This window comes from Rahnella sp. P4_A8, from assembly GCF_056402435.1.
Genome location: NZ_JBFUHK010000277.1, coordinates 1 through 981, shown reverse-complemented (window position 1 = coordinate 981; position 981 = coordinate 1). Strand labels below are relative to the sequence as shown.

The following is a 981-nucleotide window of genomic DNA, read 5'->3' as shown; positions in this document are numbered from 1 at the left end:
TTGCTGGAGTAACCGGATATCCGCATTGTCGGGTTCAATGGCTTTTATCTTTTGGGGATAACGCAGCATTAACTCTAATGCCAGCTCGGCATCCTGCGGGTCATCTTTAGCGCCGCTGGGCGAGAAGGCTTGCCGGTAACGAGCCAGGGACAAAGCGTGGACAGGGAAAACAGTGATAAACGGATATTTCTGAAGAGCATACACCACGGGGCCCTTCTTCAGCTCAAGGGCGATAGCTATTTTGCCTTTCACCTGTTTGTGCAACGCGTTGAGCCAGGCATCAAGCGCTTCTGCTGTATGTTCAATCACATGGAATGTGCGTTCGCCGTTTTTAAACTGAACGCAAACATCATGCTTTTTATCCGCCCAGTCCAGACCAACATGAGCAGCAAACTGATCTATCGCAGTCATAACCAACTCCTTTTAACCGGGGATTGGTATGCATTCCACGCTCTTCGAAAGAAATATAGTCAGCAGTTTGTCTGCATGCCCTGAGTATTCGTTAGCGAACGTGGAGCACTTACTGGCTCGAAAGCAAAGCGGCAATCATCAAACCACATGATTCTGGCACAATATTCGTAACCAGTAAGCGCATACCCTGAATCACTTAAAAGTGTAACTCTCAGGGTTCGAATGACTATACCTGGCACAGGCTGTGTGAAAACCCTGACCAAAAACTGAAGTGCGCAMGTCTAMGMAAAATCTGGAATTGATCGACTGGTTAGTAGAGCCKAATTTTAMGTATGAGCGCGATTTTCAGCTCTGTTTTTGGCAGTTTCATCKGCCAAAAAAGTTTTCACACAACCTGGGCACGAAGCGGACATACGCGGTATGTGATATCGTAAAGCCAGACGCATCAATGTTATCGTCGTCCGCGATGCGAAGGGCCGTTATACCTAACTGAGTAATGCGGCGTTCGAGTAGATAGAAAAGCAGAAGATGAGAATGAGGATGCAGCATATTCCCGATGATGCGTGGGAC

General features: G+C 47.6%; 2 protein-coding genes. Both read right to left on the bottom strand.

Features of this window, described 5'->3' with window-relative positions:
* On the bottom strand, positions 1-411 hold a 411-nt coding region (locus AC1DUO_RS25405; RefSeq protein ID WP_477989461.1), incomplete at its 3' end, for an IS110 family transposase.
* A gap of 366 nt (positions 412-777) precedes the next feature.
* Positions 778-981 (bottom strand): hypothetical protein (locus tag AC1DUO_RS25400; protein WP_477989459.1); only part of this gene is annotated, 204 nt, incomplete at its 5' end.